Annotated in this window: 20 protein-coding genes; 5 read left to right on the forward strand and 15 right to left on the reverse strand. The window is 68.2% G+C overall.

Going from position 1 to position 22,246, the window contains the following annotated elements:
* Window positions 1-5: 5 nt before the first annotated feature.
* Genes AAFN86_RS18365 through AAFN86_RS18395 form a run of 7 tightly spaced genes read right to left on the reverse strand, consistent with a single transcriptional unit; the run spans window position 6 to window position 8,874 of the window.
* Window positions 6-1,259 carry a Zn-dependent hydrolase gene (locus AAFN86_RS18365; protein WP_347544884.1) on the reverse strand — a complete coding sequence of 418 codons (1,254 nt, stop codon included), beginning with the start codon at window positions 1,257-1,259 and terminating at the stop codon, window positions 6-8.
* Window positions 1,256-2,491: a Zn-dependent hydrolase gene (locus tag AAFN86_RS18370; RefSeq protein WP_347544885.1), complete on the reverse strand. Its 1,236-nt coding sequence runs from the start codon at window positions 2,489-2,491 to the stop codon at window positions 1,256-1,258. The genes AAFN86_RS18365 and AAFN86_RS18370 overlap by 4 nt, the downstream gene beginning before the upstream one ends.
* Window positions 2,488-3,783 (reverse strand): ArgE/DapE family deacylase, encoded by a 1,296-nt coding sequence (locus AAFN86_RS18375; RefSeq protein WP_347544886.1) that lies wholly within the window; start codon window positions 3,781-3,783, stop codon window positions 2,488-2,490. Before AAFN86_RS18375 ends, AAFN86_RS18370 begins: the two co-directional genes overlap by 4 nt.
* A gap of 10 nt (window positions 3,784-3,793) precedes the next feature.
* Window positions 3,794-5,401 carry an ABC transporter ATP-binding protein gene (locus tag AAFN86_RS18380; protein WP_347544887.1) on the reverse strand — a complete coding sequence of 536 codons (1,608 nt, stop codon included), beginning with the start codon at window positions 5,399-5,401 and terminating at the stop codon, window positions 3,794-3,796.
* On the reverse strand, window positions 5,398-6,243 hold the full coding sequence (locus AAFN86_RS18385) for an ABC transporter permease (protein WP_347544888.1): 846 nt from the start codon (window positions 6,241-6,243) through the stop codon (window positions 5,398-5,400). Before AAFN86_RS18385 ends, AAFN86_RS18380 begins: the two co-directional genes overlap by 4 nt.
* A 51-nt stretch (window positions 6,244-6,294) precedes the next feature.
* Window positions 6,295-7,281, reverse strand: coding sequence for an ABC transporter permease (locus AAFN86_RS18390; protein ID WP_347544889.1), 987 nt, complete (start codon window positions 7,279-7,281; stop codon window positions 6,295-6,297).
* A 3-nt stretch (window positions 7,282-7,284) separates the two neighbouring features.
* Complete coding sequence (locus AAFN86_RS18395) at window positions 7,285-8,874, reverse strand: ABC transporter substrate-binding protein (protein ID WP_347544890.1); 1,590 nt, start codon at window positions 8,872-8,874, stop codon at window positions 7,285-7,287.
* A gap of 116 nt (window positions 8,875-8,990) precedes the next feature.
* Between AAFN86_RS18395 and AAFN86_RS18400 the strand changes: the two genes are divergently transcribed.
* Window positions 8,991-10,028 carry a histone deacetylase family protein gene (locus AAFN86_RS18400; RefSeq protein ID WP_347544891.1) on the forward strand — a complete coding sequence of 346 codons (1,038 nt, stop codon included), beginning with the start codon at window positions 8,991-8,993 and terminating at the stop codon, window positions 10,026-10,028.
* The gene (locus tag AAFN86_RS18405) at window positions 10,025-11,038 is read left to right on the forward strand and encodes a dipeptidase (protein WP_347544893.1); all 1,014 of its coding nucleotides are present in this window, start codon (window positions 10,025-10,027) and stop codon (window positions 11,036-11,038) included. Before AAFN86_RS18400 ends, AAFN86_RS18405 begins: the two co-directional genes overlap by 4 nt.
* Window positions 11,039-11,048: 10 nt before the next feature.
* Here the strand turns inward: AAFN86_RS18405 and AAFN86_RS18410 are convergent, their stop codons facing one another.
* Together AAFN86_RS18410 and AAFN86_RS18415 are read right to left on the reverse strand one after the other, a co-directional pair.
* Complete coding sequence (locus AAFN86_RS18410) at window positions 11,049-11,246, reverse strand: hypothetical protein (RefSeq protein ID WP_347544894.1); 198 nt, start codon at window positions 11,244-11,246, stop codon at window positions 11,049-11,051.
* 17 nt (window positions 11,247-11,263) lie between these two features.
* Window positions 11,264-11,641: a hypothetical protein gene (locus tag AAFN86_RS18415; RefSeq protein WP_347544896.1), complete on the reverse strand. Its 378-nt coding sequence runs from the start codon at window positions 11,639-11,641 to the stop codon at window positions 11,264-11,266.
* A gap of 130 nt (window positions 11,642-11,771) precedes the next feature.
* On the opposite strand from AAFN86_RS18415, the gene AAFN86_RS18420 reads away from it, so the two are divergent.
* Entirely contained in the window at window positions 11,772-13,292 is a 1,521-nt protein-coding gene (locus AAFN86_RS18420) for a YifB family Mg chelatase-like AAA ATPase (protein WP_347544897.1), read from the forward strand.
* A 100-nt stretch (window positions 13,293-13,392) separates the two neighbouring features.
* Here AAFN86_RS18420 and AAFN86_RS18425 read toward each other — a convergent pair whose 3' ends face one another.
* Window positions 13,393-13,785, reverse strand: a complete 393-nt coding sequence (locus AAFN86_RS18425) for a YraN family protein (RefSeq protein ID WP_347544898.1) — start codon at window positions 13,783-13,785, stop codon at window positions 13,393-13,395.
* A gap of 17 nt (window positions 13,786-13,802) precedes the next feature.
* Between AAFN86_RS18425 and ggt the strand changes: the two genes are divergently transcribed.
* Together ggt and AAFN86_RS18435 are read left to right on the forward strand one after the other, a co-directional pair.
* Window positions 13,803-15,485, forward strand: coding sequence for a gamma-glutamyltransferase (ggt, locus tag AAFN86_RS18430; RefSeq protein ID WP_347544899.1), 1,683 nt, complete (start codon window positions 13,803-13,805; stop codon window positions 15,483-15,485).
* A gap of 42 nt (window positions 15,486-15,527) precedes the next feature.
* Complete coding sequence (locus AAFN86_RS18435) at window positions 15,528-15,998, forward strand: CreA family protein (RefSeq protein ID WP_347544901.1); 471 nt, start codon at window positions 15,528-15,530, stop codon at window positions 15,996-15,998.
* Window positions 15,999-16,680: 682 nt separating this feature from the next.
* On the opposite strand, the gene AAFN86_RS18440 is transcribed toward AAFN86_RS18435, so the two are convergent.
* The 5 genes from AAFN86_RS18440 to AAFN86_RS18460 are packed head-to-tail and all read right to left on the reverse strand — an operon-like array spanning window position 16,681 to window position 22,231.
* Window positions 16,681-17,712 carry an oligopeptide/dipeptide ABC transporter ATP-binding protein gene (locus AAFN86_RS18440; protein WP_347544903.1) on the reverse strand — a complete coding sequence of 344 codons (1,032 nt, stop codon included), beginning with the start codon at window positions 17,710-17,712 and terminating at the stop codon, window positions 16,681-16,683.
* Entirely contained in the window at window positions 17,705-18,691 is a 987-nt protein-coding gene (locus AAFN86_RS18445; protein WP_347544904.1) for an ABC transporter ATP-binding protein, read from the reverse strand. The genes AAFN86_RS18440 and AAFN86_RS18445 overlap by 8 nt, the downstream gene beginning before the upstream one ends.
* A complete protein-coding gene (locus tag AAFN86_RS18450) occupies window positions 18,691-19,605 on the reverse strand; it encodes an ABC transporter permease (protein ID WP_347544906.1) in 915 nt (304 codons plus the stop codon). The genes AAFN86_RS18445 and AAFN86_RS18450 overlap by 1 nt, the downstream gene beginning before the upstream one ends.
* 1 nt (window position 19,606) lies before the next feature.
* Complete coding sequence (locus AAFN86_RS18455) at window positions 19,607-20,590, reverse strand: ABC transporter permease (RefSeq protein ID WP_347544907.1); 984 nt, start codon at window positions 20,588-20,590, stop codon at window positions 19,607-19,609.
* A gap of 54 nt (window positions 20,591-20,644) precedes the next feature.
* Window positions 20,645-22,231: an ABC transporter substrate-binding protein gene (locus tag AAFN86_RS18460; protein WP_347544908.1), complete on the reverse strand. Its 1,587-nt coding sequence runs from the start codon at window positions 22,229-22,231 to the stop codon at window positions 20,645-20,647.
* Window positions 22,232-22,246: the final 15 nt, after the last annotated feature.

Raw genomic sequence — 22,246 nt, forward strand, 5'->3', positions numbered from 1 at the left:
ATGCGTCAGTCCTTGGCAATGCCGGCGGTGGCGAGAACCGCATCGGCCAGCACGCGCATGCCGGCCTCGGCCCAGGCGGGCGTGATGCTCTCGGCCTCGTTGTGGCTGATGCCGCCATGGCAGGGGCAGAAGATCATCGTGGTGGGCACGCGGCGCGCGACATAGACGGCGTCGTGCCCGATGCCGGTCGGCATGTCCATGTGGCTGTAGCCGAGACGCTGGGCAGCGTCACGCACGCGGCCGACCAGCGCCGGATCGAAGGGTGTGGCCGGCGAATACCAGAAATCCTCCACGCAGATCGCCACGCCGCGCTGCGCGGCGATGGCGGTGGCGCGCGCGCGGATCTCGGCAGCCATCAGCGCGAGCAGTTCCGGGTCGTGGTGCCGCGTGTCGATCGAGAACCAGATGCGCGACGGCGCGATGTTGCGGCTGTCGGGATAGACGGTCAGCCGCCCGACCGTCGCACGGCCCGGATCACCCTGGGGCGTGACGGAGGCGAGCGCGATCTCCTCGATCGCCGCGATCAGCGGGGCGGCGGCCATCATCGCATCGCGGCGGCCGGCCATGGGGGAACCGCCATGCGCCTCCTCGCCCTCGATCGTCACTTCCAGCCAGTTCTGCGCCAGCGCATGGGTGACGACGCCGACATCCTTGCCGGCATCCTCCAGCAGTTTGCCCTGTTCGATATGCAGTTCGAGATAGGCGCCGATGTCGCGCAGCGCGGCCGGGTCGGCATCGCCCTTCCAGCCGATGCGGGCGAGTTCGGCACCGAAGACGTGGCCCTCGGGGTCCTGCTTCGCGAGCACCTCGTCTTCCGTGAAGATGCCCATGGCCGCGCCGCTGCCCATCATGGGGGGCGCGAAACGCGCGCCTTCCTCATTGGTCCAGTTGATGAGCATGAGCGGTGCCTCGGTCTCGATGCCGGCCTCATGCACCGCGCGCAGCACTTCCAGCCCGGCCAGCACGCCGAGCACGCCGTCGAACTTGCCACCCGTCGGCTGGGTGTCGAGGTGGCTGCCGAAGGCGACCGGCTTGCGCGACGGATCGCGGCCCGGGCGCGTCAGCATCATGTTGCCGACGCGATCCACCGCCATGGTGCAGCCGGCCGCTTCCGCCCAGCGCTGCAGCAGATGGCGGCCTTCGGAATCGAGATCGGTCAGCGTCTGGCGGTTGTTGCCGCCCTTCGCCGTGCCACCGATGCGCGCCATCTCCATCAGGCTGTCCCACAGCCGCGGGCCGGAGAAGGGGATGTTCTTCATGCGAGGCCTCCTGCGGCTTCGATCACGGCCGGGCCCATGGTGGCCAAGCCCGCCGCGCACCATTCGCGCGAGATGCTCTCGGATGGGTGGTGGCTGACGCCGCCATGGCAGGGGATGAACATCAGCGCCGAGGGCACGACGATGCCGACATGCAGCGCGTCCTGCGGGATCGGCCCCGGCATGTCGCGGTGCTTCAACTGCGCGCCGTCGGCGGCGCGGCGCAGCGCGTCGAGCAGCGTCGGCGCGAAGGGCACGCGCGGATAGCCGCCGACGCGGTGGATATCCACCTGCACGCCGCGCCGCGCGGTGACCTCCGCGACAACGGCGCGGAAGGCCGCTTCCATCCGCGCGTTGCCGTCGGCATCGGGGTGGCGGATGTTCGCCGCGACCCGCACCATCGACGGGATGTTGCCGCGCGCATCAGGCTGCAACGTCAGCCGCGTCGCCGTCGCCATCCCGCCGGTCTCGATGGCGATGCGTTCCAGCGCGAGGATCAGCTCCGACGACGCCGCCAGCGCATCCTTTCGCCCGGGCATCGGGTAGCCGACATGGCCATCCGTGCCGATGACGATCACGTCCCATTGCTCGACGCCGATGCAGTGGGTGACGATGCCGATGGGGATGCCCTCGCGCTCCAGGATTGGGCCCTGTTCGATATGCGCCTCGAAATAGGCGGCGAAGTCACGCGCCCGCGCAGGGTCCGCAGTGCCCGCCCAACTCGTGGCAGCGAGCGCATCGGCATAGGTGAAGGACGGATCGAAATTGTCGTGCGCGGCAAGGACCGCCGCCTCCTCGATCACGCCCATCGCGCCGCCGCTCGCCGACATGGCGGGGCTGAAGCGAGACCCTTCCTCATTCGTCCAGTTCACCATCACGATGGGCGCCTTCGTGCGACGCCCGGCTTCATGCAGCGCACGGATGATCTCGAGCCCGAGCAGAACGCCATAGGGGCCGTCGTATTTCCCGCCCGTCGGCACGCTGTCGAGGTGGCTGCCCACCGCAACCGGCGCGGCCTGCGGATCGGCACCGGGATAGGTGCAATACATGCTGCCGAGGCGGTCCACCATCACGGTGCAGCCGGCGGCAATCGCCCAGTCGCGCAGCAGCTTGCGGGCGTGATCGTCCTCGGGCGACAGCGCCAGGCGCTTCACCCCGCCTTCGGGCGTCGCGCCGATGCGCGCCATCCGTTCAAGGCTGTCCCAGAAGCGGTCGGCGCTGAACGGGATGCTCATGCCGCCTTCTCCACCCCGCACCACTCGGCCATGGTCAACGCGATGGTGCGGGTGATGTCGTGCATGGAATCCAGCCCGACGCTTTCGTCGATGCCGTGGATTTCCTGCGCGTCGGGGCCGAAGCACGCGACCGGGGTATCCTGGTACAGCGCGAAGAAGCGCCCGTCCGTCAGCCCCGTCGCCGGGTAGTCGCGCAGGAAGCCGCCCGAGACATCGGCGAAGTGGCCCTTGGCCATGGTCACGATCGGCGCATTCATGTCGAAGACGCAGGGATCGGCCATGAAGCCCTTGAATTCCAGCTTCACGGTCGCGCCCTTCAGCGCGGGGTCCTGCGCGGCCTCGGCCACCAGGCGTTCGATATCCGCCTTCGTCAGCGCGGCGGTGTAGCCCATCATCACGCCCACGCGCATGCCGATGCGCGCGCGCGTTGGGACGCTGCTGTTCCACTCGCCCCCTTCGATGGTGCCGAAATTGACATTCACCGGATGGTTCACGCCGCGGAAGGAGGCATGGATGCGCTCGGCCTTGTTCATCTCGGCCTGGTAGTCGTCGAAGCGCGCGGCGATGGCATTGGCGGCCTTGATGGCGTTGATGCCGGCCTGCATGTCTCGCACATGCGCCGGGCGGCCGGAGACCGTCACCCATGCCCAGACCACGCCGACCTCCGCCGAATACATCGCCGGCAGCCCGGGGCCGGGTTCGGGGATGATGACCGCATCGGTGCGCGGCAGCGCCAGCATGGCGGCGAGCGCGCCATTGCCGGTGCATTCCTCCTCGATCACCGACTGCATCTGCACTTCGGCCGCCGGCTGCAGCCCGGCGAGGCGCAGCGCCTTGAAAGCGGCGACATAGCTGACGATGCCCGCCTTCATGTCGCCCGCGCCGCGGCCATACATGCGGCCATCGCGGATGGTGGGCTGATAGGGCGGCGTGACCCACATGTCGGCGGCCCCTTCAGGCACCACATCGACATGACCCTGCAAGACCAGGCTGCGGCCACGCCGTTCGCGCGGCGTGTGCACGGCGACGACGTTGTCGCGCCCCTCATACGACACCAGCGGCGGCGAGAAGCCCGGATGCGACTCCAGTTGTTCCGGCACCGTCGGCACGCGGCGCGGTGCCAGGCCCAGGCCCTCATAGATCCGCGCCATCTCGTTCAGCGCGGATTGCTCATTGCCCAAGGTCGAGGGGCAGCGCACCAGCGTCTCCAGCGTGCGCACCGCATCGTCGCGCAGCGCATCCACGGCCTGCAGGATCGCGCGGCGCGCGCCGGGGTCGAGCGTTTCGGTCATGGCGTGCTCCTCAGGCGGCGATGACGGGCGGCGTCCAGGCGCGGCCCGGAATGCTGTCCAGCAATTGCCGCGTATAGGCGTGTTGCGGATTGCCGAACACCTCGACGGTCGGTCCCTGTTCGACAATGGCGCCGCGCTGCATCACCGCGATGCGATCGCAGATCTGCGCCGCCACGCGCAGATCATGCGTGATAAACAGCATGGTCAGCCCCAGCCGCGCGCGAATGTCCGCCAGCAGGTCGAGCACCTGCGCCTGCACCGACACGTCGAGCGCGGAGACGGGCTCATCCGCGATCAGCAGTTCCGGTTCCATCGCCAGCGCCCGCGCGATACCGATGCGCTGCCGCTGCCCCCCCGAGAATTCATGCGGATACCGGTCGATCGCACCGGGGTCGAGTTGCACCAGTCGCAGCAGGTCCCGCGCGCGGTCGAGTGCCGCTCCGCGTTCGACGCCGTGGGTGATCGGACCTTCCGCGATGATGTCGCCGACACGTCGACGGGGGTTCAAGGACGCGAAGGGGTCCTGGAACACCATCTGGATCTTCTTGCGGAAGGGCTTCCAGGCGCCGCGTGTCAGCGGGCGCAGATCCTCGCCTTCGAAGATGATCTCACCCTTCTCCGGGACCACCAGCTTCACGACGCAACGCGCGAGCGTCGATTTGCCGGAACCGGATTCACCGACCAGGCCAAGCGTCTCGCCCTTGCGGAGGATGAAATCGGCATCGTGCACGGCGCGCACCACGGGCTTCGGGCCGAACCAGCCGCCGGGACGCCGATAGGTCTTCTCGACGCCGCGCGCCTCCAGCACCAGCGGCGCGGTAGAAGTCACGGTCGTGGCAGGCGCGCCATGCGGCACCGCGGCGATCAGCGCGCGGGTATAGGGATGCTGCGGGTTGTTCAGCACCTCGGCCGCGCTGCCCTGTTCGACGATGCGACCCTTCTGCATGACGGCGACGCGGTCGGCGATTTCCGCCACCACCCCGAAATCATGGGTGATGAACATGACACCCATGCCGCGGCGCGACTGGATCTCGCGGATCAGCCGCAGGATCTGCATCTGCGTCGTGACGTCGAGCGCGGTAGTCGGTTCATCGGCGATCAGCAGCGACGGTTCCAGCGCCAGTGCCATGGCGATCATCACACGCTGCCGCTGCCCGCCCGACAGCCGGAAAGGATAGGACCGCGCCGTCGCCGCCGGGTCCGGCAGGTTCACCGCCGCCAGCAGTTCCGGCACGCGCTTGCCCGCATCGCCGCCGAAGCCGTGAACGCGCATCGCCTCGGCGATCTGCTCGCCCACGCGCATGACGGGGTTCAGCGCCGTCATCGGTTCCTGGAAGATCATCGCGAGGCGCTGGCCGCGCAGGCGACGCATCGCCTCGGCGCCGAAGGACAGGAGGTCCTGGCCTTCGAAGCCAATGCGGCCGGACTTCACCGGCAGGCCCTTGGGCAGCAACCCCATCACGGCATTGGCGGTGATCGACTTGCCCGAGCCAGATTCACCGACGACGCAGACGATCTCCCCCGCATCGACGGACAGGGTGATGTCCTCCACCGCATGCGGACGGTCGCCGCCAGGCGGCAGGGCGACGGTCAGGCCTTCGACGGACAGCAGGGTCATGCCGCCGTCCCCCGCTGGCGCGCGAGGCGCGGGTTCAGCGCGTCCGACAATCCCTCGCCGACCAGGTTCAGCGCCAGCACGGTGACGAAGATGGCGAGGCCTGGGAATACCGACATCCACCAGGCGATCCGGATCACGCTACGCCCCGATCCGATCAGGAACCCCCAGGTCATCAGGTTCGGATCGCCGAGGCCAAGGAAGGACAGCGCGGATTCCAGCAGGATCGCCGAGGCCACCATCAGCGAGGACAGCACCACGATGGGCGACAGCGCATTGGGCAGGATGTCCGTCACCACGATGGCGACGCGCGACTTGCCCAGCACCTCCGCCGCCTGGACGAATTCGCGGGATCGCAGCGACAGGAATTCCGCCCGCACGACGCGCGCGACCGGCGGCCAGGACACCACGGCGATGGCGAAGACCACCGAACCGATGGTCGGCGTGAAGATCGCGACCAGCAGGATGGCGAAGACGAAGGACGGGATGGTCTGGAAGAATTCGGTGAAACGCATCACCGCGTCATCGACCCAGCCGCCGAGATAGCCGGCAATGGCCCCGAGCGTGACACCGATGGACAGCGCCGCGACGGTGGACACCGCACCCACCATCAGCGAGATGCGCGCGCCATGCGCGATGCCGGCCGCCACGTCGCGGCCAAGGCTGTCGGAGCCGAGCAGCATGCCGTCCTCGCCCGGAGGTGCGAAGGGCGCGGTGGCCATGTCCCACGGGCTGCCGGGGAACAGCACTGAGGCGAAGGCCGCCATGGCGAAGACCAGCAACAGGATCACCAGCCCGACCACGGCACCACGGTTGCGACGGTATCGGCGCCAGAAGTCAGACATGCCGCCCCCCGCGATTCACGCTCCGCTGCGGTGCTCCGCGACCAAACGGGCTCATCCCTCGACCTCCACCCGGGGGTCGACGACCGCGTAGAGCAGGTCGGTCACCAGGTTGAACAGCACGACCATGACAGAGGTGCAGAAGAACACGCCGAGCAGCACGGCATAATCCCGCGCCAGCAAGGCATCGAAGGCGAGCCGCCCGATGCCCGGCCAGGCGAACACCGTCTCGACCAGGATCGACCCGCCGATCAACTGCCCGGCCTGGATACCGGCGAAGGTGATGACCGGCAGCAGCGCGTTGCGCAGCACATGGCGGCGGACCACCTGCCCCTCCGGCACGCCCTTGGCGCGCGCCGTCTTGACGAAATCCTGGTCGGCCACTTCCAGCATCGTCGCCCGCGTCAGCCGCGCATAGACGGCCAGGTAGAACAGCCCCAGCGTCAGCGCCGGCAGCAGCAGATGCTTCGCCACGTCCAGCACCGCCGCGATGCCGTGCAACTCGACGCCGACGCTCGCCATGCCGAAGCTCGGCAGCCATTCCAACCAGACCGAGAAGAACAGCACCAGCATCAGCCCGACCCAGAATAGCGGCGTGGCATAGAAGGTCAGGGCGATCACGGTGATGACGGAATCCCACCAGGTGCCCACGCGCCGCGCCGCCAGCGTGCCCAGCGTCACCCCTGCCGATACCGCGAAGACGAAGGCCGCCGCAGTCAGGAGCAGCGTGGCCGGCAGCCGTTCGGCGATCAGAGTCCAGACCGGCAACTGCTGCCTGTGGCTGAAGCCGAGATCGAGCGTCAGCACGCCCTTCAGATAGATCCAGAGCTGCACATACAGCGGCTGGTCGAGCCCGAACTGCTGCCGCAATTGCGCGAGGAACCGTTCATCCGCCGCCCCCGACTGCCCGGCGATGACGCTCGCCGGGTCGCCGGGCGCGGCGTGGATCAGGAAGAAGTTGCAGACGACGATCGCCAGAATGACGATCAGCGCCTTGATCCCGCGCCGCAGCAGGAAGCCCGGCAGCCGTGACAGCTCCATCCGTCAGCCGGCGATGAAGACGTCGTCGAATGACTTGCTGACACCAAGGCCAGTCGTGATGACGTTCTGCACCTTCTTGTCGTGGACGGTCGGGAAGGACAGCTCGGTCAGCCAGATCTGGGGCACGTCCTCGACCAGGATCTTCTGCACGTCGGAGAAGGCGCGCTGCCGTTCCGCGGCCGCCGCCGCGCTGCGCGCCTGCAGGAACAGCGCATCGACCTGCGGGTTCGAATACCCGCCCGTATTGGTGAAGGTCACCCTCTGGATGTTCGAGGAGACGTAGGTGCGCTCGACACCCAGCGTCGGGTCGCCGAACTGGTACACGAAGTTGATCGTCGTCTCGTATTCCCAGTTGCCGACACGCCGCGCCCAGGACCCGGCATCGGTGCTTTCCAGGTCGAGCGCCACGCCGATCTGGCGCATCGCCTGGCGCAGGTATTCGGACAGCCGCGTCCAGATCTCGCCATAGGGCAGCGGGATATGCTTCAGGGTGAAGCGGATGCCCTGCGCGTTGCGCGGAAAGCCCGCCTGGTCCAGCAGCGCATTCGCCGCCTGCACGTTGAAGGCGGCGATCTTCGCATTGGCATCGAAGAACCGCGTGGTCGAGGCCACGGGGCCGGTCGCCGGCTTGCCGACGCCGAACCACAGCCGGTTGACGATGAAGTTGCGGTCGATCGCCATCGACATCGCGCGCCGCACCCGCGCATCATCCAGCGGCTTCACGCGATGGTTCAGCTCGATCCAGGACAGCGGGGAGAAATACTCCCACCCCTTGGTGTTGACCTCGAGGTTCGGCCGCTGGCGAAGTTGCGGAATGTCGAAGGGCTCGATGTCCGAGGCTTGGCTCAGCAGCACCTGGCCGGATTCCAGGGCGAGGCGACGGCTCTGGCTGTCGGGGATGATGCGGTAGATGATGGTGTCGAGATAGGGCTGGCCGGGCTTCCAGTAATCCTCGTTGCGGTCCATGCGGATGAAGTTGCCGCGCTGCCATTCAGTCAGCTTGAACGGACCGGTGCCGGTCAGGCGCTGCACCGCCGGCGCGGTGCGATAATCCTGCCCGTCGAACAGGTGCTTGGCCACGATCGCCGCGGCAGTCGCGTCGAACATCAGCAGGAAGGGCTGGAAGGCCTGCTTCAGCACGATGCGCACGGTCAGCGGGTCACGCGCCTCGCAGGTCTCGATCAGGGTGAAGATCGCCCGCGCGCGCGGCGAGAGTTCCGTATGGAACTTCATGATCGAGAAGACGACGTCATCGGCCGTGAAGGGCTGGCCGTCATGCCACTTCACATTGTCCTGCAGGTTGAAGATGTATTCCTTGCCATCGGGGCTGATGGTCCAGGACTTCGCCAACAGCGGCAGCGGTTCCAGCGTCGGGGAGAAGGTCAGCAGCCCCTGGAAGATCTTGGGCGCGGCGGCAAGCGTCGGCCCCTGCTGGTTCACGCCGATCTGCAGCACCGGGGGTTCAGGCGTCAGCATCATCTGCAACGTGCCGCCGCGCCGCGGCGCGATGCCCTGGGCCCGCGCCTGCTCGACGGTCATCAGGACGGGGGCGGAAGCGGCTGCGGCCATGAAACCGCGACGCGAGACGGCCATCGTTGAAGTCTCCCAGGATTGTAGCGGGAGGCTATCCCCCCGGTGGCGGCGCGGACAAGGTCCCTGCCGGCCGGTGCGTGGACAAGCCTGACGTGGGTGCCTAGCCTCGGGGCAGCATGAAGACCTTCGCGCATCCCGATCAGGCAGGGCATACGCCCACCTTCTTCCTCCAACGCGGCCAGGTGCGCCGCAACTTCGAGATCCCGGCCCGCGCCGAGGCACTCGAAGCCGCGCTGCACCGTCTCGGTCTCGCACCGGATGCACCGCCGCCATTGGCGTCGCGCGCGATGGAGGCGGTCCATACGGCTGATTACCTCGACTTCCTCGCCACGGCAGCGATCGATTGGGCGAAGCTGCCCTCGCCGGGCCCGGAGGTCGTCGCCAACATCCATGCCGCGCCCGAGATGCTCGCCCAGGGCGGCCGGCCGGGTGCGAACATCGTCGGCCGCACCGGCTGGTACACCGCCGATACCGCCTGCCCGATCGGCCCCGGGTCCTGGGCCGCGATCCAGGGTGCGGCCGCCTGCGCGCTGGCCGCGGCGGCCGAGGCCGCGCAGGGCCGCACCGCCTATGCGCTGTGTCGCCCACCCGGCCACCATGCCTATGCGGCGCGCGCCGGCGGGCATTGCTATGTGAACAATGCTGCCCTTGCCGCCCAGGCACTGCGCGATGGCGGGGCGGGCCGCGTCGCGGTGCTCGATATCGACAGCCATCACGGCAACGGCACCCAGGGCATCTTCTGGGACCGCGGCGACGTGTTGACGATCTCGATTCATGGCGACCCGGACAACTATTATCCGTGGTTCGTCGGCCGCACGGCGGAACGCGGCGCGGGCGCGGGCGACGGGTGCAACATGAACATGCCGCTTGCCTTCGGCACCGATGATGCGGGCTGGCTCGATGCGCTGCGCTACGCGCTCGCCGCGATCCGCGACTTCAAGCCCGATGCGCTGGTGGTGCCGCTCGGCTTCGATGCGTCGAAGGATGAACCGCTCGGCGCCCTGGCGGTTACCGAGGACGGCTTCGCCCGTGCGGGCGCCATGATCGGCGGGTTGAAGATCCCGACCGCGATCACCCAGGAGGGCGGCTACAATGTCGATATCATCGGCACGCTGCTCGAACGCTTCCTGACCGGCTGGAGCAGCACCGCATGACCACCACCGCCGCCGCCATCCACGCCGCGACGCTGACGCTCGACACCCATATCGACATACGCTGGCCCGAGCCGCCTGATGCCACGGGCGAGACCGACCGCCGCGTCGATTTCCCGAAGATGCTGCGCGGCGGGCTGAAGGCCGCGGTGTTCATCGCCTATACCCAACAGGGCAAGCGCGATGCGGAGGGGCTCGCCGCCGCCTCGGCACGCGCCGAGGCGATGCTGCGTCACATCCGCACCCGCGCAAATGGCACCACGCGGCATTTCTGCGCGACCTCGGCGCAACTCGAAGCCGCGCATGCGGCGGGCGCGCTGGCGGTGCTGAGCGCGGTCGAGAACGGCAACGCCCTCGCCCGCGACCTGTCGCGGTTGAAGGTGTGGCGCGATCTCGGTGCGATCTACCTGACGCTCACGCATGACGGGCACAACGACCTCGCCGATGCGGCGCGGCCCAAGCCGGACCTCGGCGACGGCGTCGCGGAGCATGGCGGGCTTTCAGCCTTCGGCCGCGATGTGGTGCGCGAGATGAACCGCATCGGCCTGCTGGTCGATGTCTCGCACAGCGCGAAGACCACCATGATGCAGGCGGCGGAACTGTCGCGGGTGCCGATCGTGGCCACGCATTCCTGCTGTCGTGCACTGTGCGATCATCCGCGCAACCTCGATGACGAACAGCTCGACATGCTGCGTGCGACGGGCGGGCTGGTGCAGATCACCGCACTTGATGCCTTCATCAAGACGGCACCGCCGGGCGGGAAGTCGCCCGCGACAGTGAAGGACATGGTCGATCATGTGGACTACGCGGTGCAGCGCATCGGCATCGACCATGTCGGCCTGTCATCCGACTTCGACGGCGGCGGCGGCATTCCGGGCTGGGCGGATGCGTCCCAGACGATGAACCTCACGGCCGAGTTGCACGCGCGCGGCTACGGCGCGCGGGAGATCGACCTGCTGTGGTCGGGCAATTTCCGTCGTATGATGCGCGTTGCGGCCGCCGCTTCGGGTTAGTTCAGCACGCTTAGCATCGGCCCGAATAAGCAAGCGGGCCGGCGCCACCAAGGCGGAACCAGACCTGCCGCGATTCACCGCTGGAGGGGTCACGGGCGTTCTGGATGTCGTAATTGCAGCCGTCGCGGTTGATCAGCGCCTGGACGCCCCGTTGCAGGCCCATCAGCCGCAGGATCGCGTATTCCGCCGGGATCGCGCCGCCGACCACGAAGGCCGTCTCCGGCGTCACCCATCACCCGAGGTCAGGATGCGACGGATATTCCGCTCCGTCTCGCCAGCCTCGGCCGGGAAGGTATCGGGGGCAGGGACCCGGAAGTAGACGTCGCGCTCCGTCCCGTCGGTGTCCCGCACGGTCCAGATATCGAGCACGGATAGGCCATCCTCGACCGACCGCTGCCGCTGGAAGCGTCTCCCCTGCTGGAGGATCAGCAGATGGGCGTCGACCGCGCGCTCGACGACATAGGCGGTCGCGGAGCCGCGACCATCACCACTCGCCAGCACCCGGGCAATCATCGCGTCACGTTCCGCCTGTGCAGCGTCGGCCGCGGGCGCGGGCGGCTGAGCATTGGCCGGCAAGGCGAGTGCGAGGGCGATCAAAATCATCGAAGCAAGCCGCATGCGACGTCCCATTCGGCAGGAGCCACATTGGCCATCGCCATTGCCGAGAGAGCAAGAGTACGAATAGAACGTACTAGTTGAAATTCGAGGCGCGGAACGCTCGCATGAAGCAATCGTGACCATCGCCCGCATCGCTACCTTCGCCTTCGCCGGCATCGACCCCGTGCCGGTCGAGGTGCAGGTGCAGATCGCCCCTGGCCTTCCGGCCTTCTTATTAGTCGGCCTGCCGGACAAGGCCGTCGCTGAGAGCCGTGAACGGGTGCGAGCCGCCCTCACCGGCCTCGGCCTGTCGCTACCGCCGAAGCGCGTGCTGGTGAACCTGGCGCCGGCCGACATCCTCAAGGAAGGATCGCATTTCGACCTGCCGATCGCCCTCGCGCTGCTCGCGGCGATGGAGATCATCCCGAAGGAGGATGCTGCGGGCTATGCTGCGTTGGGCGAATTGTCGCTCGACGGGTCGATCATGCCGGTGGCGGGCGTGCTGCCTGCCGCACTGGGGGCCAGCGCCCGCGACCTCGGGCTGATCTGCCCTGCCGCGCAGGGCGGCGAGGCCGCCTGGGCCGGGCAGATCGAAGTGCTGGCGGCGCCCGACATCCTCGCACTGCTCAACCATTTCCGCGGCACGCAGTTGCTCTCGCCGCCCGCGCCACCGAACCTTGAGGCCGCGCCACGGGCTGGCCCCTGCCTGTCGGAGGTACGTGGCCAGGAGAGCGCGAAACGGGCCATCGAGATCGCCGCGGCAGGGTCGCACAACCTGCTGATGGTCGGCCCACCTGGCGCGGGCAAATCCATGCTGGCGGCGCGCTTACCGGGACTGCTGCCGGATCTGTCGCCGGGCGAGGCGCTCGAAGTCTCCCTCGTGCATTCGATCGCCGGGATGCTGGAAGGCGGGCGGCTGGTGACGCGACCGCCCTTCCGCGAGCCGCATCATTCAGCCTCCATGCCTGCGCTGATCGGCGGCGGCCATCGCGCCAAGCCGGGTGAAATCAGCCTGGCGCATCGCGGCGTGCTGTTCCTCGACGAATGGCCGGAATTTCCGCGCCCGGCGCTGGAGGCGCTGCGCCAGCCCATGGAAACCGGCCGCACCACGATCAGCCGCGCCCATGCGCACGTCACCTATCCCGCGCGCTTCCAGTGCATCGCCGCGATGAATCCGTGCCGCTGCGGCTATCTCGGCCAGGCTGGGCGCGAATGCGGCCGCGCGCCGCGCTGCGGGGAGGACTACCAGGGGCGGCTGTCGGGCCCGCTGCTCGACCGCATGGATCTGACGATCGAGGTCATGCCGATCCCCGCGGCGGAACTGACGCGCGCCCCAGCGGGGGAGACCAGCGCCGTTGTCGCCGCCCGCGTGCAGTCTGCCCGCGACGCGCAGCGCGCCCGCTGGGGCGAGGATGGCCCGCGCAACAATGCCGAGGCCGAGATCGGCCACCTCATGCCATTGCTGGATGCCGAGGCCGAGGCGCTGGTCGAGACCGCGGCGACGCGGCTTCGACTGTCTTCGCGCGCCCATGTGCGCACTCTGCGCGTCGCGCGCAGCGTCGCGGACCTGGCCGGAAGTGCCTCGATCCGCCGCGCGCATGTGGCGGAAGCGCTGGCCTTCCGGCACCGCATGCCGGGGCGCGCGGCGGTCGCCTAGAACGCTTGGCGTCGAACCGTGCCGCCGCGAACCGCCGCAGCCAATTGTCTGAGCGAACATCTTCACGCGCCTGACCGGGTACGGCCAGGCGCGACCTGCTCTAATCCCCGAGCCTGAACGCATCGGCGATCCGCCGCGCCGTACCATCCGCCGCCACGATCACCACGTCGAAGCGCATGCCCGCCGCGCCATGGCCGGGATTGGCCGCAATCCAGCATTCTGCCGCGGCCACCAGCCGCGCCCGCTGCTTCGGACCCAGCGCGAAGGCCGCCTCGGACAAAGAAGGCCGCGCCTTCACCTCGACGAAGGCCAGCAACCCATCGCGTTCCGCCACCAGGTCGATCTCGCCCGCCGGCGTGCGGGCGCGTCGGGCCAGCACGGCCCAGCCGTCGCGGGCCAGCGCCGCCGCCGCGACATCCTCCGCGTCGCGGCCGGTGGCCTCGGCCCGGCGCCCGCGCAACAGCCGACGTGCCTGCTCGCCGTGGTCGTTCATTGCGCTATCCTGCCGCGATGATCCTGCGCCGCGCCATCCTGCTGCTGATCCTGCTGACCGGGGTGGCCTCGGCCCAGGCCCCGGCAAGACGCTTCATGGTCGCGGCCGGGCATCCGCTGGCCGCCGCCGCCGGCGTCGAAATCCTGCGCGACGGTGGCAGCGCCGTCGATGCCGCCGTCGCCGTGCAGATGGTCCTCACGCTGGTCGAACCGCAATCCTCCGGCATCGGCGGCGGCGCGCTGCTGCTGCATCTCAGCGCCGGCACCGGCCGCCTAACCGGCTGGGACGGGCGAGAAGCCGCGCCGGCCGCCGCCGGCCCGGACCTGTTCCTGCGCGATGGCCGCCCGATGCCCATCATGGAGGCCGTGGTCGGCGGCCGCGCCGTCGGTGTGCCGGGCACGGTGGCGATGCTGGAAGCCGCGCACCGGGAATTCGGCCGCCTGCCCTGGCCGCGCCTGATCGCTCCCGCCATACGCCTGACCGAGGACGGCTTCCCGATCAGCGAACGCCTGGCGCGCGACATCGTGGCGGACAGCGCGGCGCTGCGGCGCGACCCGGCGGCGGCGGCGTATTTCTTCGCGGAGCAGGGCGTGCCGCTGCCGGCGGGACATCGCCTGCGCAATCCCGCGCTGGCGGAAACGCTGCGGGCGATCGCCGATCACGGGGCGCAGGCGCTCGCGCAAGGGCCGATCGCCGAGGCCATCGTCGCCGCCGTCACCGGCCATCCGACCAATCCCGGCGTGATGGCGGCGACCGACCTGTCCACCTATGCGGCGCGGCGGCGCGACGCGGTCTGCACGCCCTATCGCCGGTTCCGCGTCTGCGGCTTCCCGCCACCCTCCTCGGGCGGCATCGCGGTGGCGCAGATCCTTGGGCTGCTCGGGCATTTCGACATGCCGCGGCTGGACCCGCAGGGGGCCGAGGCGGCGCATCTGCTGGCCGATGCCGGGCGGCTCGCCTTCGCCGACCGCAATGCCTATGTCGCCGATCCGGATTTCGTCTCGGTGCCGACGCGCGGCATGACCGATCCGGGCTACCTGACCGCGCGTGCGCAGCAGATGGATCGCGGCCGTGCGGTGGCTGCGCCGCGCGCCGGCAATCCACCGTGGCGGGAGACGAACCTTGCCCCGCAACGGCAGGATTTCGAAGCCGGGACGAGCCATGTCTCGATCGTCGATGCGGATGGCGATGCCGTGTCGATGACCACCACCATCGAAGCGCTGTTCGGCGCGCGGGTGATGGTGCGCGGCTTCATGCTGAACAACGAGCTGACCGACTTTTCCTTCGAGCCGCAGCGCGATGGCCGCCCGATCGCCAACCGCGTCGAAGGCGGCAAGCGCCCGCGATCCTCGATGTCGCCGACGATCGTGCTGGATGGCGAGGGGAAGCTCTACGCCGTGACCGGGGCGCCGGGCGGGGCGCGCATCATCCTGTATGTCGCGCAGTCGCTGGTGGCGCTGCTCGACTGGCGGATGGCGCCGCAGGAGGCGGCCGCGCTGCCGCATGTCGGCACGCTGGGCGGGTCCATCGAGTTGGAGACGGGCACGCCGGCCGCGGCCCTCGCCCCTGCCCTGCGCGCGCTGGGCCACGACGTGCGGCTCGGCGAGATGAATTCCGGCCTGCAGATCATCCGCGTCACGCCGGAGGGGTTGGTCGGCGGTGCCGATCCGCGCCGGGAAGGCGTGGCGATCGGTGACTGATTGCCTTCTGCTGCGTTGTGCCTGCGGATGACGGAGACACCCATGACCCGAATTGCTCTCGCCGCCCTGCTGGCGCTGACCTTCGCCGCCCCCGCGCGGGCGCAGGAAACCCGCGAGATCGGCTATGTGAACACGGCGCTGACCAATCTCGGCCTGACGCGCAGCCACCGCGTGGTGGTCGAACGCTTCAACGACCCCGAGGTCGCCGGCGTGTCCTGCTACATCAGCCAGGCGCGCACCGGCGGCGTGTCCGGCATGGTGGGCCTCGCCGAAGATCCCGGCCGCTTCTCCCTGACCTGCGTGGCGACCGGCGAGGTGCGCGTGGCCGACAGCGCCCGCCGCGGCGAACGCGGCGAGCAGGTTTACGAGAGCAACACGTCGCTGTTCTTCAAGGAGACGCGGGTGCACCGCTTCGTGGATGAGGACGCACACACCGTCGTCTATCTCGCCTGGTCGACACGGCTGGTGGATGGGTCGCCGTTCAATGCGGTGGCGGTGGTGCCCTATCGGTGACTATGCGACGAAGACGTTAGTATAGTGGGCGCCAGAAGAGTCCGCGTTATTGGGCGCCTTATGCCGCTGCAAGCGTGGCGCCGCGCATTTGCAGGCGCCGATCACGCGTAGCACCGAGACCATGCAGAAAGACGAGCGCGATGGCTGAGCTACAATTCGTTCGACAAAATACTGATTGGAATGCTGACTCGAATGGCCCTGACCCAACCGTCTCTAACAGATTCTCTTACCTGACCATCTCCTTCCTCATGTCGAATTCATCATTTGGCTGGGACGACCGCTGGGGTATTCGAGGTTTATTGCGATTTGAAAACTACAGCCGATGGTGCTGGGATTCTACAAATGACCACGGCTGGTATGCAGGCGCGGGGCGGTTCGCGCTCCAAGCCCCAAAATGGGGCGAGTTCTACGAAATAATCGGAGGTGAACCGTTGGGAGAGAACGCAATTCCTGGAAGTATACCGCACATGAGGCCAAAGCGACATTTTTTGTTCTATTTCCGCGATGAAACGATCGAATGCCACGCTGAGTCCTGGGAGCTATTGTGCGAAGACTATAGACGCTCAAGTTCTCCCTAGCTTGGGGCAGCCTTCCTTCGAGGGCGGCAGGAGGTTTCCAAAGGCCCTTAGGCCTTTGGTGGGGTGGGGTTCCGGGGAGGGGCGACGCCCCTCTCCGCTGCGCCCTACGCCGCCGCCCGCGCGATCGCCGGCATCGGCATCGCGTCGTCACGGCCTTCCTCCACCGCATGGCAGGCGACCATCGCCTCCCCGGCCGGCTTCAATTCCGGCCGTTCCCGCTTGCAGCGGTCGTTGGCCAGCGGGCAGCGCGGATGGAAAGCGCAGCCGGATGGCGGCGTGATCGGCGACGGCACCTCGCCACCCACCGGGATGCGTTCCCGCCCGGTCATGTCGAGGTCCGGGATCGCTTCCATCAGCGCGCGCGTATAGGGATGACGCGGGGCGCGGAACAGCGTCTCGGCCGGGGCGAGTTCCGCCAGCCGCCCGAGATACATCACCCCGATCCGGTCGCTGACCTGACGCACCACGGCGAGGTTGTGGCTGATGAACAAGAAGGTCAGCCCCAGCCGCTGCTGAAGCTCCTTCATCAGGTTCAGGATCTGCGCCTGCACCGAGACGTCGAGCGCCGAGGTCGGTTCGTCGCAGACCAGGAATTCCGGGTTGGATGACAGCGCGCGCGCGATGGAAATTCGCTGGCGTTGCCCGCCGGAGAATTCATGCGGGAATTTCTGCCCGTCGAGCGGCGACAGCCCGACCTGGGTCAGCAACTCGGCGACGCGGTTCTCCTGCTCGCCGCGCGTGCCCGCCAGCCCGAAGGCGCGGATCGGTTCGGCGATGATGTCCGCCACGCGCCAGCGCGGGTTCAGCGACGCATAGGGGTCCTGGAAGATCATCTGCATGCGCCGGCGCTGGTCGGCCAGGGCGCGCGCTTCCGCCAGGTCGCGCCCGTCGAAGATCACCGCCCCGGCGGAAGGCCCGTAGAGCCCGACCGACAGACGCGCGACAGTCGATTTGCCGCAGCCGGATTCACCCACCAGCGACAGCGTCGTGCCCTTCGGGATCGCGAAGGAAATGCCGTCCACCGCGCGCAGGATCCGCTTGCCCTCGCGCGTTACCAGCCTTTGCAGCAGGGGCCGCGACACGTCGAAATGGCGCGCGAGGTCGCGAACCTCGAACATCGGGGGTGCGTCAGCCACGGGCGATCTCCGTGTCGAACAGCCAGCAGGCCGCGCGGGTGGTACCGGCGTCGATCAGGTCGGGCCGCAATTCGCGGCATTTGTCGAAGACCTGCGGGCAGCGTGGGTTGTAGGCGCAGCCCTGCGGAATGGCGGATAGCCGCGGCATCGCACCATCGATCTGCGCGAGGCGCTCGACGCGGCGATCCAAGGGCGGGATCGAGGCCATCAGCCCGGCCGAATACGGATGGTTGGCATGCTTCACTACCTCCCGCACAGGTCCGATCTCGGCGACGCGGCCGGCATACATAACCGCGACGCGGTCGGCGGTCTCGGCGATCACGCCCATGTCGTGGGTCACCAGCATCATCGCCGTGCCCTTCTCCCGCGCCAGCGTCTTGAGCAGAGCGATGACCTGCGCCTGGATCGACACGTCGAGCGCCGTGGTCGGTTCATCAGCCACGATCAGCCGCGGTTCGGCACACAAGGCGAGCGCGATCACCACGCGCTGGCGCATGCCGCCCGAGAATTCATGCGGGTAGGAATCAATCCGCTGCGCCGCGGCGGGGATGCCGACCATCTCCAGCCAGCCGATGGCACGCTTGCGTGCCTCGCCGGGGCCGATCGGCAGATGGGTGGTCATCGTCTCCACCAGTTGCCGGCCCACGGTGTAGAGCGGATTCAGCGTCGTCAGCGGATCCTGGAAGATCGCGCCGATCTCCTTGCCCCGGATGCGGCGCATCTGCTCGTAGCGCAGGTTGTCGATGCGCTTGCCGTCGAGCAGGACCTCCCCGCGCGCGATACGCCCAGGCGGTTCCAGCAGGCCGATGATGGCCGCGCCGGTCATCGACTTGCCGGCGCCGGATTCACCGACTACGCCCAGCACCTCGCCGGGCGCGATGTCGAAGGACACGTCGTCCAGCGCGACCAGCGTCCCGCGCCGGGTCGGAAACTCAACGCGCAGGTTCCTGACCTGCAGCAGGGGGGCGGTATTGGACATTAGCGCAGCTTCGGATTGAGGGCGTCGCGCAGCCAGTCGCCCAGCAGGTTGACGGACAGCACCATGGCGATCAGCGCGACGCCGGGGAAGATGGTGATCCACCACTCGCCGGAGAACAGGAAGTCGTTGCCGATCCTGATCAGCGTGCCGAGCGATGGCTGGGTCGGCGGCACGCCGACACCGAGAAAGGACAGCGTCGCCTCCGCCAGGATCGCCAGGCCGAGGTTCAGCGTCGCCACCACCAGCACCGGCCCGACGACGTTCGGCAGCACATGGCTGACCATGATGCGCAGCTTCGGCACGCCGATCACGCGGGCGGCCTGGACGTATTCCTTGTTGCGCTCGACCAGGGTGGATCCGCGCACCGTGCGGGCAAATTTCGGCCATTCGCTGATGCCGATGGCGAAGATCACCACGAACAGCGCGATCTGGTCATGCACTTCCCGCGGCAGGGCGGCGCGCACCACGCCATCGACCAGCAGGGCGACCAGGATCGAGGGAAAGGTCAGCTGCACGTCGCAGATGCGCATCAGCAGCCCGTCCACCGCGCCGCCGATATAGCCGGCCAGCAACCCCAGCGAGACGCCCAGCAGCGTCGCGAAGGCCGTCGCCGAAAGCCCGACCAGCAACGACACCCGCGCACCATACATGATGGCCGAGAGCACGTCGCGCCCCTGGTCATCGGTGCCGAGGATGTACTCCCTCACCCCGTCCTCGTCCCAGGCCGGCGGCTTGAAGGCGTCGATCAGGTTCAGGCTGGCCAGGTCGAACGGGTTATGCGGTGCGATCAACGGCGCCAGCAGGGCACCGAGGATGCAGATCGCCGCCACGATGGCCGAAGCCACCGTGACCGGGGACCGCCTGAAGGACCACCACAGGTCGGAATCGAGGAAGCGCGCAACGGAAGCGGCCATGTCAGTGCCCTCCCTTGCCGCGCCCGATCCGCAATCGCGGATCGACGGCGTAGTACAGCAGGTCGACGATCAGGTTGATCGACACGAAGACCAGCGCGATCAGCAGTAGATAGGCGCTCATCACCGGAATGTCGGCCGCACCGACGGACTGGATGAACAGCAGCCCCATGCCGGGCCACTGGAACACCGTCTCGGTGACGATGGCGAAGGCGATGATGGCGCCGAGTTGCAGCCCGACGATGGTGATGACGGGCACCAGCGTGTTCTTCAGCGCATGGCCGAAATACACGGCCCGGTTCGGCAGGCCGCGCGCACGGGCGAACTTGATGTAGTCGGTGCGCAGCACCTCCATCATCTCGGCACGGACCAAGCGCATGATCAGCGTCAGCTGGAACAGCCCGAGCGTGATCGCCGGCAGCACCAGCGCCTTGACCCCCGACCAGGTGAGGAAGCCGGTGGACCACCACCCGAGTTGCACCGTATCGCCCCGCCCGAAGGAGGGCAGCCAGCCGAGCCACACCGCGAAGACCAGGATCAGCAGGATGCCGATCAGGAAGGTCGGCAGCGACACGCCGATCAGGGAGAAGGTCAGGAAGAACCGCGACAGCCAGGAATGCCGGTACAGCCCGGTATAGACCCCCATCGGCACGCCGATCAGCAGCGCGAGCGCCGCCGCGCAGAAGGCCAGTTCCAGCGTCGCCGGCGCGCGTTCCGCGATCAGCTGCGCGACCGGGCGCGACAGCCGGTAGGACAGGCCGAATTCACCCTGCGCCGCATGCCCCACGAAGGACGCGAACTGCACCCAGAAGGGCTGGTCGAGGCCGAGGTCGCGCACCAGTGCATCGCGCTGCGCCTCGGTGAAATCCTGCCCAAGCATGATCGCCACGGGGTCGCCGACATAGGCGAACATCGCGAAGGAAATCAGCGCGACCGCCAGCATGACCGGGATCGCTTGCAGGATGCGGTTGATGATGAAGGCGAACATTCATTCACTCCGGCACGGGCGCGGCGGCGTGTTCCGCCGCGCCCGCGATGCTGTTCAGTTCATGCGGGCCCAGCGGAAATACGGCTGGTTGTTCGCCATATGCGGGATGGTCAGGTTCGCCCGCATCGCCCAGGGGATCATCTGGTGATGCAGCGGGATATGCGGCACGTCCTCGCGATAGATGCGCAGCGCCTCGCGGATCGCCGCGTCGCGCGGCGCGCCAGATTGGTTCGTCATGATGTCGATCAGCTCATCCATCCGGGGGTTGGAATACCGCCCGTAATTCCAGATGCCGTTGCCCTGCCCGCCATCGCGGGAGCGCAGCAGCGACTGGAAGGAATACAGCGCATCGAGCGTCGGCACGCCCCAGCCGAGCAGGTAGATCGAGGTGTCGTCGCGCTGGATCTTCGCGAAGAACGGCGCCAGTGGCATGGAGTTCAGCCGCGCCCGGACGCCCACGCGCGCCCACATCGCGACGATCGCCTGGCAGATCTGCTCATCGTTGATGTAGCGGTTGTTCGGGCAGTCGAGCGTGATCTCGAAGCCGTTCGGATACCCCGCCTCGGCCAGCAGGGCGCGGGCGCGGGCCTGGTCATAGGGAAGGCGGACATCCTCGGACTGCGTGTAGCCGTTCACCTGCGGCGGGAAGAAGGTGCCGGTCACCACCGACTGGCCGCGCATCGTCGTGCGGTGGATCGCCTGGATGTCGATCGCCTGGTACAGCGCCTGGCGCACCCGCAGGTCTTTCAGCGGGTTGCGGCCGCGCACGTCGGAGTACAGCAGCTCATCGCGATGCACGTCCATCGCGAGGAAGATGGTGCGGACCTCCGGCCCCTCGGTCACCTTGATGTTCGGCGCGGCGCGCAGGCGGGCGAGGTCCTGCAGCGGCGGGTCGAGCACGAAATCCACCTCGCCGGACAGCAGCGCCGCGATGCGCGTCGCATCCGAAGAGATCGGGCGGTAGATGATCTCGGTGATGTTGGCCTCGCGGCTCGCGGGCTCGCTCCAGCCCCACCAGTCGGTGTTGCGCACCATCACGGTGCGCACATCGGGCTCGCGCACGCTCAGGCGGAAGGCGCCGGTGCCGTTGGTGTTGCGGGTGGTGAACATCTCCTCCCGCGCACGGGTGTTCTGCGGGCGGGTGGCGTTGTGCTGTTCGGACCAGGATTGCGACATGATCATCAGCGACGCGATCTTGTTCGGCAGGATCGGGTCGGCAACGCGGGTGATGACGTCGACCACCAACGGTTCGACCTGCACGGCGCGGTCGATGGTGTCGACATAGATGGCGTAGTTGGAGGTGGGCTGCTGCGCGCGGGTGATGGAGAACACCACGTCCCCGGCGGTGAAGGCCTGGCCTTCATGGAACTTCACGCCGTCGCGCAGCCAGAAGCGCCAGCGGGTGGGTTCGACCTGTTCCCAGCGCGTGGCAAGCCCCGGGGCGAGGCCAAGCTCCTGGTTGCGGGAGATCAGCGTGTCGTAGATCTGCTGCAGCACCATCGTCACGGTGCCGACATTCTGGCTGTGCGGATCCATGGTGTTCGGATCGCCCGAGGCGGCCCAGCGTACCGTGCGGGCCTCCGCAGCCCATCCCGCGCCCAGCCCCACGGCCAGTGCGGCCGCCATCAGCAGCTTACGCATCCCTTTGCACCCCCT

The organism is Roseomonas sp. CAU 1739 (genome assembly GCF_039839775.1).
GTDB lineage: Bacteria > Pseudomonadota > Alphaproteobacteria > Acetobacterales > Acetobacteraceae > Neoroseomonas.

Coding starts and splice junctions, on each gene's coding strand:
- AAFN86_RS18405 (WP_347544893.1), top strand. CDS start 10,025: ATGACCACCACCGCCGCCGCCATCCACGCCGCGACGCTGACGCTCGAC.
- AAFN86_RS18390 (WP_347544889.1), bottom strand. CDS start 7,281: ATGGAGCTGTCACGGCTGCCGGGCTTCCTGCTGCGGCGCGGGATCAAG.
- AAFN86_RS18365 (WP_347544884.1), bottom strand. CDS start 1,259: ATGAAGAACATCCCCTTCTCCGGCCCGCGGCTGTGGGACAGCCTGATG.
- AAFN86_RS18375 (WP_347544886.1), bottom strand. CDS start 3,783: ATGACCGAAACGCTCGACCCCGGCGCGCGCCGCGCGATCCTGCAGGCC.
- AAFN86_RS18385 (WP_347544888.1), bottom strand. CDS start 6,243: ATGTCTGACTTCTGGCGCCGATACCGTCGCAACCGTGGTGCCGTGGTC.
- AAFN86_RS18400 (WP_347544891.1), top strand. CDS start 8,991: ATGAAGACCTTCGCGCATCCCGATCAGGCAGGGCATACGCCCACCTTC.
- AAFN86_RS18380 (WP_347544887.1), bottom strand. CDS start 5,401: ATGACCCTGCTGTCCGTCGAAGGCCTGACCGTCGCCCTGCCGCCTGGC.
- AAFN86_RS18415 (WP_347544896.1), bottom strand. CDS start 11,641: ATGATTTTGATCGCCCTCGCACTCGCCTTGCCGGCCAATGCTCAGCCG.
- AAFN86_RS18395 (WP_347544890.1), bottom strand. CDS start 8,874: ATGGCCGTCTCGCGTCGCGGTTTCATGGCCGCAGCCGCTTCCGCCCCC.
- AAFN86_RS18445 (WP_347544904.1), bottom strand. CDS start 18,691: ATGTCCAATACCGCCCCCCTGCTGCAGGTCAGGAACCTGCGCGTTGAG.
- AAFN86_RS18450 (WP_347544906.1), bottom strand. CDS start 19,605: ATGGCCGCTTCCGTTGCGCGCTTCCTCGATTCCGACCTGTGGTGGTCC.
- AAFN86_RS18460 (WP_347544908.1), bottom strand. CDS start 22,231: ATGCGTAAGCTGCTGATGGCGGCCGCACTGGCCGTGGGGCTGGGCGCG.
- ggt (WP_347544899.1), top strand. CDS start 13,803: ATGATCCTGCGCCGCGCCATCCTGCTGCTGATCCTGCTGACCGGGGTG.
- AAFN86_RS18425 (WP_347544898.1), bottom strand. CDS start 13,785: ATGAACGACCACGGCGAGCAGGCACGTCGGCTGTTGCGCGGGCGCCGG.
- AAFN86_RS18435 (WP_347544901.1), top strand. CDS start 15,528: ATGACCCGAATTGCTCTCGCCGCCCTGCTGGCGCTGACCTTCGCCGCC.
- AAFN86_RS18455 (WP_347544907.1), bottom strand. CDS start 20,590: ATGTTCGCCTTCATCATCAACCGCATCCTGCAAGCGATCCCGGTCATG.
- AAFN86_RS18370 (WP_347544885.1), bottom strand. CDS start 2,491: ATGAGCATCCCGTTCAGCGCCGACCGCTTCTGGGACAGCCTTGAACGG.